At 70.0% G+C, this 9,777-nt stretch carries 6 protein-coding genes and 1 pseudogene; all 7 read right to left on the reverse strand.

The window, feature by feature from the left end; all coding sequences use genetic code 11:
* A pseudogene (locus tag ACFQ3T_RS30685) lies at nucleotides 1-416 on the reverse strand (DUF3566 domain-containing protein); the annotation flags it as partial.
* Nucleotides 417-442: 26 nt separating this feature from the next.
* A complete protein-coding gene (gyrA, locus tag ACFQ3T_RS30690) occupies nucleotides 443-2,956 on the reverse strand; it encodes a DNA gyrase subunit A (protein WP_380728596.1) in 2,514 nt (837 codons plus the stop codon).
* A 34-nt stretch (nucleotides 2,957-2,990) separates the two neighbouring features.
* On the reverse strand, nucleotides 2,991-4,961 hold the full coding sequence (gene gyrB, locus ACFQ3T_RS30695) for a DNA topoisomerase (ATP-hydrolyzing) subunit B (protein ID WP_380728598.1): 1,971 nt from the start codon (nucleotides 4,959-4,961) through the stop codon (nucleotides 2,991-2,993).
* A gap of 237 nt (nucleotides 4,962-5,198) precedes the next feature.
* Nucleotides 5,199-5,699, reverse strand: a complete 501-nt coding sequence (locus ACFQ3T_RS30700) for a DciA family protein (RefSeq protein ID WP_380728600.1) — start codon at nucleotides 5,697-5,699, stop codon at nucleotides 5,199-5,201.
* Between the two features lie 118 nt (nucleotides 5,700-5,817).
* Complete coding sequence (gene recF, locus ACFQ3T_RS30705; protein WP_380728602.1) at nucleotides 5,818-6,933, reverse strand: DNA replication/repair protein RecF; 1,116 nt, start codon at nucleotides 6,931-6,933, stop codon at nucleotides 5,818-5,820.
* Nucleotides 6,934-6,937: 4 nt separating this feature from the next.
* Nucleotides 6,938-7,852, reverse strand: a complete 915-nt coding sequence (gnd, locus tag ACFQ3T_RS30710) for a phosphogluconate dehydrogenase (NAD(+)-dependent, decarboxylating) (RefSeq protein WP_380728604.1) — start codon at nucleotides 7,850-7,852, stop codon at nucleotides 6,938-6,940.
* A gap of 41 nt (nucleotides 7,853-7,893) precedes the next feature.
* The gene (gene dnaN / locus ACFQ3T_RS30715) at nucleotides 7,894-9,030 is read right to left on the reverse strand and encodes a DNA polymerase III subunit beta (RefSeq protein WP_380728606.1); all 1,137 of its coding nucleotides are present in this window, start codon (nucleotides 9,028-9,030) and stop codon (nucleotides 7,894-7,896) included.
* Nucleotides 9,031-9,777 lie beyond the last annotated feature (747 nt).

A 9,777-nucleotide genomic window follows, 5' to 3' on the forward strand; every position in this document is an offset into this window, starting at 1 on the left:
CGACCGCCGTTGGCCGCGCCCAGGTTCACCTGCGTGCGGGCGCCGCCGGGCGCGGCCGAGCCGGTCACGACGGGCCGCGCCACGGCCACCGTGTCCGGGTCGTTCGCCGGGTACGCCGGCTGCTGCGCCTCGACGGTCTGCTGCTCCGGGGGCGACATCAGGTCGTCCGGGCCGACCTGCTGCGCCTCGGCGTACTGGGCGTCGGTGGTCACGCGCTGCCACGGCGGCGGCGCGGCGGCGTGGTGGTCGTCCCGGGCCGCTTCCTTGGCGTCCCGGTCCGCCGCCGGCGCCTCGGGCTGCTCGGACGCCCCCGAGGCGTCGACCGCCGGCTTCTCGGCGCCGTCCGCCGGTGTCGGCTCGGCACCGGGCCGGGTGATCACCGCGGTCTTGTCCTCTGGCTTCTCGGGTGGAGTCACGAGCAGTCCTCAACCTCTCGTTCGCGCTAGTTCGCAGGCTCAGCCTGGTCGTCCCCGTCACCACTGGTGACGTCGGTGGGCTCATCCGCGTTGCGCGCCACCGCGATCAGGGTGGTCCCCTCGCCGAGGTTCATCAACCGGACGCCCTTCGTCTGCCGTCCTGCCTTGCGCACCTCCTTGGCACTGGTCCTGATGACCCCGCCCGAGGAAGTGATCGCGTACAGCTCGTCGTCGACGTCGACGATGAGCGCGCCGACCAGCCTCCCACGCCTGCGGTCGTGCTGGATGGTGAGCACACCCTTGCCACCACGACCCTGGACGGGGTAGTCCTCGATCGGCGTGCGCTTGGCGTACCCGCCGTCGGTCGCCACCAAAACAAACAAACCCTCTTGGACGACACCCATCGACAGCAGCTCGTCGCCGCTGTTGAACCGCATGCCCAGGACGCCGGACGTGGCCCGGCCCATCGGGCGCAGCGCCTCGTCGCTCGCGTGGAACCGGATGGACTGGCCGTCCTTCGAGACGAGCAGCAGGTCGTCGGTCGCCGAGCACAGCACCGCGCCGACCAGCTCGTCGTCGTCACGCAGGTTGATGCCGATCAGGCCACCCGACCGGTTGGAGTCGAAGTCCGACAGCTTCGACTTCTTGACCAGGCCCTTCTTGGTGGCGAGCACCAGGTACGGCGCCACGTCGTAGTTCTTGATCTGGATGACCTGGGCGATCTCCTCCTCCGGCTGGAACGCCAGGAGGTTCGCCACGTGCTGGCCGCGCGCGTTGCGGTTGGCCTCGGGCAGCTCGTAGGCCTTCGCCCGGTACACCCGGCCCTTGTTCGTGAAGAAGAGGATCCAGTCGTGCGTGGAGCACACGAAGAAGTGCTGCACGATGTCGTCCTGCTTGAGCTGGGCGCCCTGGACGCCCTTGCCGCCGCGCTTCTGCGAGCGGTACAGGTCGGTCTTCGTGCGCTTCGCGTAACCCGTCCGAGTGATCGTGACGACGACGTCCTCGACCGCGATCAGGTCTTCCATGGACACGTCGCCGTCGAACGGCACGATCCGGGTGCGCCGGTCGTCGCCGTGCTTGTCCACGATCGCCATCAGCTCTTCGCGCACGATCGCGCGCTGCCGCTCCGGCTTGTCGAGGATGTCCTTGTAGTCGGCGATCTCCAGCTCGATCTCGGCCAGCTGGTCGACGATCTTCTGCCGCTCCAGGGCCGCCAGGCGGCGGAGCTGCATCTCCAGGATCGCGTTGGCCTGGATCTCGTCGACGTCGAGCAGCTCCATCAGGCCGGTGCGCGCCACCTCGGGCGTGTCCGACCGGCGGATCAGCGCGATCACGGCGTCGAGCTGGTCGAGCGCCTTGACCAGGCCGCGCAGCAGGTGGGCCCGCTCCTCGGCCTTGCGAAGCCGGAAGCGCGTGCGCCGGACGATGACCTCGATCTGGTGCTTCACGTAGTGCCGGATCATCTGGTCCAGGCGCAACGTGCGGGGCACGCCGTCGACGAGCGACAGCATGTTCACCCCGAAGGAGTACTGCAGCTGGGTGTGCTTGTAGAGGTTGTTCAGCACGACCTTGGCCACCGCGTCGCGCTTCAGCGTGATCACGATGCGCATGCCGGAACGCCGGTTGGACTCGTCGGCGATGTTGGCGATGCCGGTGAGCTTCTGGTCGCGGACCAGGGTGGCGATGTTCTCGACCAGGTTGTCCGGGTTCACCTGGTAGGGCAGCTCGGTGACGACCAGGATCGTGCGGCCCTTGGTGTCCTCGTCGATCTCCACGACGGCGCGCATCTTCACCGAGCCGCGGCCGGTGCGGTACGCGTCCTCGATGCCCGCCGTGCCCAGGATCTGCCCGTACGTCGGGAAGTCGGGGCCCTTGATGCGGGCGATCATCGCTTCGAGGGTCTCCTCGTCGGAGGCCTCGGCGTTGTCCAGCGCCCACACGACGCCCTCGGCGACCTCGCGGAGGTTGTGCGGCGGGATGTTGGTCGCCATGCCGACCGCGATGCCCGAGCTGCCGTTGATGAGCAGGTTGGGCACGCGCGACGGCAGGACCGTCGGCTCCTGGATGCGGCCGTCGTAGTTGTCGCGGAAGTCGACCGTCTCTTCCTCGATGTCGGCCAGCATGTGCATGGCCAACGGCGTGAGCCGGCACTCGGTGTACCTCATGGCGGCTGCCGGGTCGTTGCCCTGGGAGCCGAAGTTGCCCTGGCCGTCGATCAACGGGTAGCGCAGCGCCCACGGCTGGGCGAGGCGGACCAGCGCGTCGTAGATCGCGGAGTCGCCGTGGGGGTGGTAGTTGCCCATCACGTCGCCGACCACGCGGGCGCACTTGTTGTAGGCGCGGTCCGGGCGGAAGCCCGAGTCGAACATCGAGTACAGCACGCGGACGTGGACGGGCTTCAGGCCGTCGCGCACGTCGGGCAGCGCTCGTCCCACGATCACGCTCATCGCGTAGTCGATGTACGAGTTCTGCATCTCCTGCTGGATGTCGCGCGGCTCGGTGCGGTCTCCACCGGCCGGGGGCAGCGTCGTCTCGCTCAAGGTTCTACTTCCTTAACAGGGGCCGGGGAGAGGATCAGACGTCGAGGAACCGCACGCCCTTGGCGTTGCGGGTGATGAAGGAGCGGCGGGCTTCCACGTCCTCGCCCATCAGCACGCTGAACAGCTCGTCGGCCGTCGCGGCGTCGTCCATCGTCACCTGCAGCAGCACCCGGTTGGCCGGGTCCATCGTGGTCTCCCACAGCTCGGCGGCGTTCATCTCGCCGAGGCCCTTGTAGCGCTGGATGTTGTCTTCCTTGCCGATCTTCTTGCCGGCGGCGAGGCCCGCTCGGAGGAGGCCGTCGCGCTCGCGGTCGGAGTAGGCGTACTCCGGGTCGGCCCGCTGCCACTTGATCTTGTAGAGCGGCGGCTGCGCGAGGTACACGTGGCCGTGCTCGATCAGCGGGCGCATGAAGCGGAACAGCAGGGTCAGCAGCAGCGTGCGGATGTGCTGGCCGTCCACGTCGGCGTCGGCCATCAGCACGATCTTGTGGTACCGCAGCTTGCTGAGGTCGAAGTCCTCGTGGATGCCCGTGCCGAACGCCGTGATCAGCGACTGGACCTCGTTGTTCTTCAGCACGCGGTCGATGCGCGCCTTCTCCACGTTGATGATCTTGCCCCGGATCGGCAGGATCGCCTGGAACATGGAGTCCCGGCCCTCCTTGGCCGAGCCGCCCGCGGAGTCGCCCTCCACGACGTAGATCTCGCACTCCTCCGGGTTGGTGGAGCGGCAGTCCTTGAGCTTGCCGGGCAGGCCGCCGATGTCCAGCGCGCCCTTGCGGCGCACCAGCTCACGAGCCTTGCGGGCGGCGATGCGGGCCTGCGCCGAGGAGACCGCCTTGGTGACGATCGTCCGCGCCTCGTTCGGGTGACGCTCGAACCAGTCGGCCAGGTGCTCGTTGGTCGACTTCTGCACGAACGACTTGGCCTCGCTGTTGCCCAGCTTGGTCTTCGTCTGGCCCTCGAACTGCGGCTCCTTGAGCTTGACCGAGATGATCGCGGCCAGGCCCTCGCGGATGTCGTCGCCGGTGAGGTTGCTGTCCTTCTCCTTCAGCAGCTTCTTGTCGCGCGCGTACTCGTTGACCACGCGGGTCAGCGCGGCGCGGAAGCCCTCCTCGTGCGTGCCGCCCTCGTGGGTGTTGATCGTGTTGGCGAACGTGTACACCGACGGCGTGTAGCCGGTGTTCCACTGCATCGCCACCTCGACCTCGAGGTCCTCGCCCTTGGCCTCGAACGAGACGACCTTCTGGTGCACGGCCTCGCGGGTGTGGTTGATGTGGCGGACGAAGTCCTCCAGGCCACCCGGGTAGTGGAAGGTGCGCTCGCGCACGGCGGCCACGTGGCCCTCGGCGTCCGCGACCGCGTCCTCGTCCCGCACGCGCTCGTCGCGCAGGATGATCGTGAGGCCCTTGTTGAGGAAGGCCATCTCCTGCAGGCGGCGCGAGATCGTCTCGATGTTGTAGTCGGTGGTCTCGAAGATCTGCGGGTCGGCCCAGAACGTGATCGCCGTGCCGGTCTCGTCGGTCGGCTCGCCCTTGGTCAGCTCGTGCGCGGGCTTGGTGTTCTCGAAGCGCTGGTTCCACGTGAAACCCTGACGCTTGACCTCCACGTCCACTGCGGTGGACAGCGCGTTCACCACGGAGATGCCGACGCCGTGCAGACCGCCGGACACCGCGTAGGAGTCGCTGTCGAACTTGCCGCCGGCGTGCAGCTTGGTCAGCACGACTTCGAGCGTGGGCCGCTTCTCCACCGGGTGCATGTCGATCGGGATGCCGCGGCCGTCGTCGATCACCCGGACACCGCCGTTGGCCAGAAGCGTCACGTCGACCACGGTGGCGTGACCGGCCATCGCCTCGTCGACGGAGTTGTCCACGACCTCCTGGATCAGGTGGTGCAGCCCTCGTTCGCCGGTGGACCCGATGTACATGCCTGGCCGCTTGCGGACCGCCTCCAAGCCCTCGAGGACGGTGATCGAAGACGCGCTGTACTCATTCTTCTTGGCTGCCACGGGCTCGGTGTCTCCTCAGACTTCTAGCGACTGCGATCGTCGCCTGGCGACGCTGGGGTCACGCTACCCCTCGATCCTACCGGGGCAGCGACGCAGAAACCCACCAAGGACACCCCTGGTTCGCTCACAGGCGGCCGGAAGTGAACGCAGATGGGTGCCGACGGCCGTTCACGGGGTCAAAATCGACTGGTGAGCGCTCATCGCGCCACAGAATCGCCGCTGCGGCCCTGACGTCGCTCACCCGTAGGTGTCACGGGGTCCGCGGCCCGGAACGTGCCTGGGGCCGTACCGCCAGCTCGGCGCCGCCGGACCCTGGACCTTCAGCGTCTTCACCACGCCGTTGCCGACCCCGGCGGCGATGCGCTTCAGCAGGTCGCGCTGGAGCAGCCGCAGCTGGGTCGCCCACGCCGTCGAGTCGGCCTGCACCGTCAGCTCGCCGTCACTGAACGCGACGGGCTGCGCGTGCTCGGCCACGTCCTCACCGACCAGTTTCCCCCACCGCGCGAACACCTGGCCACCCGCCAGCCGCTCCGCCCAGCCCCGGTCGGCGGCGATCCGGGCGGCCAGCCGGCCCAGCGGCTGGGGGTCGCGGTCGTCCGGGCCGGGCCCCGACCAGCGACGTCGCCGACGACGACCGGCGGGAGCCGCCCCGCCCTTGCGGACACCGCGCGCGCCGCGCTCCTTCGCCGAGGCGCGGGCTGCCTCCAGCGCGGCGCGGGCGAGGTCCGCACCCCTCAATCCACTCGTCGGAGTGACGTGGGCTGTGGATATGTCCGGTTTTTCCGGCGAGTTATCCACACCATCCACAGGGTTGTCCCCAGATGTGGGGCCGCTCACACCCGATTGGGGCAGTTGGTCAGACACGACGCACCTCCCCGTGGCCAACGTCGAACCGGGCGCCGTCCAGCTCGTCCGGCACGTCCTCCGCGACCGCGGCGGTGATCAACACCTGCTCGGCGCCGGCCGCCACCTTCGCCAGCTGCCGCCGCCTGCCGCGATCCAGTTCCGCGAACACATCGTCCAGCACGAGCACCGGTTCGGCGCCCTCGACACGCAGCAGCTCGTACCCGCCGAGGCGCAGCGCCAACGCGAAGGACCACGACTCTCCGTGACTGGCGTAGCCCTTCGCGGGCAGCTCGCCCAGCGCCAGGTCGAGGTCGTCGCGGTGCGGCCCGACCAGGCACACGCCCCGCTCGACCTCCTGCCCGCGCACCCGGTGCAGCTCGGCGAGCAGCGCGTCCTCCAGCACCTCCCGGTCGTGCGAGTCCGGAAACGCCTCACCCAGGCTCGACCGGTAGGCGATGCGCGCCGGCCGCGACTCCGGCGCCACCTCCGCGTACGCCGCGGCGACGTGCGGCGCGATGTCGGCGACCAGGTCCAGCCGCGCGGCCAGCAGCTCCGCGCCGTGCCGCGCCAGGTGCCCGTCCCACACGTCGAGGGTGCCGAGGTCCGCACCCCGCGACGCGCGCACGCTCTTCAGCAGCGCGCCCCGCTGCTTCAGCACCCGCTCGTAGTCGCCGCGCACGCCCGCGTACCGGGGCGCGCGCGTCGTCAGCAGCTCGTCGAGGAACCGCCGCCGCTCGCCGGGGTCGCCGCGCACCAGCGCCAGGTCCTCCGGCGCGAACAGCACCGTGCGCAAGATGCCCAGCACGTCGCGCGGACGCGGCACCGGGCCGCGGTTGATCCGCGCCCGGTTCGCCTTGCCCGGCGTGATCTCCAGCTCGACCAGCAGCTCGCGACCCTCGTTCACCACCGCCGTGCGGACGACCGCGCGCGGCGCGCCGTGCCGGATCAGCGGCGCGTCCGTGGCCACCCGGTGCGAACCCAGGGTGGCCACGTACCCCAGCGCCTCGACCAGGTTCGTCTTGCCCTGGCCGTTGCGCCCGACCAGCACGCTCACCCCCGGCTCGAACGCCAGGTCCGCGTGCTCCCACGACCTGAAGTCGGTGACTTGCAGGTGCCGCACGTACAACGGGTCAGCTCTGCGTCGAGCCAGAACCGGACGTGGGACCGGCGGTCTGCACGGCGTGGCCACCGAACTGGTTGCGCAGCGCCGCCACCGCGCGCATCGCCGGCGAGTCCTCTTGGCGGGAGGCGAACCGGGCGAACAGCGCGGCGGAGATCACCGGCGCGGGCACCGCGTGCTTGATCGCCTCCTCGACGGTCCACCGGCCCTCGCCGGAGTCCTCGACGTGGCCGCGCAGGTCGTCCAGCTCCGGGTCCGACTCCAGCGCCCGGACGAGCAGGTCCAGCAGCCACGAGCGGACCACCGTGCCGCGCTGCCACGCCTTGATCGTCGCCGGCACGTTCTCCACCAGCTTCGACGCCTCCAGCAGCTCGAAGCCCTCGGCGTAGGCCTGCATCAGGCCGTACTCGATGCCGTTGTGGACCATCTTCGCGAAGTGGCCCGCGCCGATCCGGCCCGCGTGCGCGAAGCCCTCCTCGCGCGGACCCTCCGGACGCAGCGCGTCGAAGATCGGCATGGCGCGCTCGACGTGCTCGGCGTCGCCGCCGACCATCAGGCCGTAGCCGTTCTCCAGGCCCCACACGCCACCGGACACGCCGGCGTCCATGTAGCCGATGCCCTTGTCGGCCAGCGCCTTGGCGTTGACCTCGTCGTCGGTGAAGCGGGAGTTGCCGCCGTCGATCACCAGGTCGCCCGGCTCCAGCAGGTCGCCGAGGTCGGCGATCGTCTGCCGGGTGATGTCACCGGCCGGGACCATGACCCACACCAGGCGCGGTGCGGCGAGCTTGCCCACCATGTCGGCGAGCGAGTCGGCGTCCGAGACTTCCGGGTTGCGGTCGTAGCCGACCACCTCGTGCCCCGCGCGGCGAATCCGCTCGCGCATGTTGAAGCCCATCTTGCCGAGGCCGACGAGTCCGAGCTGCACGGTCGTTCCTCTTCCCTAGCGTCTGTGGATGGCGTTGTGGATCAGCCGGGCAGGCGCACGGGCATCAACAGGTAGAGGTAGCCCGGCGCCACGTTCCCATCCTCGTCCACCGGCTTCAGCAGTGCGGGCCGACTGGGTGTGGTGAAGGACAAGTGCGCCTTCGGCGTGCGGACGGCCTGGAGCCCGTCGTGGAGGTAGGTCGGGTTGAACGCGATCGTCACCGGCTCGCCGGTGTAGTCGACCGGCAGCTCCTCCTCGGCGCTGCCCTCGTCGTCACCGCCGGCGGACAGGCGCAGCGTGCTGTCGACGAACTCCAGCCGGACCTGCGTGCCGCGCTCGGCGACCAGCGACACGCGCTTGATCGCCTGCACCAGCGCGTCGACCTCGATGATCGCGGCGGCCGAGTGCTCGGTGGGCAGCAGCTGGCGGTACTTGGGGAAGTCGGCGTCGAGCAGGCGGGTGGTCGTGCGGCGGCCCGTGCCGGACAGGCCGAGCAGGCCGTCGTTCGCGGCGAGGGACAGCTCGATCTTCGCGCCGGACGCGCCCAGCGTCTTCGCGGAGTCGTTCAGGGTCTTCGCCGGGACGAGCACGGCGACCTCGCCGAGCGACTCGTTCGGCTCCCACGGGAACTCGCGCATGGCGAGCCGGAAGCGGTCCGTGGCGACGAGGGTCAGCTTCCCCTCGCCGATCTCCAGCCGGACGCCGGTCAGCATCGGCAGCGTGTCGTCCTTGCCCGCCGCGACGGCGACCTGGTTCACGGCCTCGCCGAAGATCTCGCCGGGCAGCTCCCCGGCGAGCTGCGGCATGGACGGCAGCTGCGGGTAGTCCTCGACCGGCATGGTCGGCAGGCTGAAGCGGGCGCTGCCGCACGAGATCGTCATCCGCGACCCGTCGACCGCGATCTCCACCGGGTGGTTCGGGAGCGCCTTGGTGATGTCCGCCAGGAGCCGGCCGGAGACGAGCGCCTTGCCGCCGTCGGCGATCGTGGCGGGGACGCCGCACTGGGCGGACACCTCGTAGTCGAACCCGGAGACCGTCAGCGCCTCGCCGGAGCCGTCCTCCGCCCCGGCGTCGAGCAGGACGCCACCGAGCACCGGGACAGGCGGCCTGGACGGCAGGCTGCGGGCGACCCAGGCGACGGCGTCGGCCAAGCCGTCGCGCTCGACGCGGATCTTCATGAGGCGTCCTTCCTCAAGTCGGCATGACCAACAACAGCATGCGTTGCGGTGGGGGTTGGGGAGCCGCGTCCCTCGCCGGATCTTCCGACCCACGGCGCGGAGGCTCCCCACCGTAGAGCGTCGGGGCCGACTTCGTCACCTCGGGGCGACCCCCGGGGCAAGGCGCTGCCGAGCGTCCGTCCCCGGGCTCGACCACCGCCTGTTTTTTCTTTGTTCATCTCTTCAAGGGAAGACAACAGCAACAGCAGTAGGGGCTGTGGATTGTGTGGACAACCTCTGTTCTCGCAGCGTGTCGCCCACTTGGAGGTGTGGATGGGCACGGGGTGTCACCCGGGGACAAGTCGGCGCACCCGGGGAGAACTATGGGGATGGTCCGTTCGGTCCACAGGCAGGCCGAGTTGTCCCCGGGTTAATCCCCGGGTGTGGGCCGAGTTGTACCCGGGTGCTGCACAGGGTGATCGTGGCGCGGATCTCGCCCGTCGGGGCGGCTTTTCGAGCCTGTGGACAACTCGCGCCCGGCCGTTCACCTGCGCTTCCACCGGCCGGTCCGGGCCGTGAACCCCGTGCGGGGCCTCGTTTCGCCGCCCACCCGGTCCCGATGTCCACGTTTGGGCGACATGCCGATGTGACCCTGGGGATTGCCCGAAACCCGACTTCTACACCCGGGTTTCCGCCCCCGCGGTCCGCCCCCGCGGGCGCCGCACCCGGGTGCGACCGGCCCGCCACCCGCCGACCCCGGCGCACCCG

It is taken from the genome of Saccharothrix hoggarensis, from assembly GCF_042678885.1.
In the GTDB taxonomy this organism is placed as follows: domain Bacteria; phylum Actinomycetota; class Actinomycetes; order Mycobacteriales; family Pseudonocardiaceae; genus Actinosynnema; species Actinosynnema hoggarensis.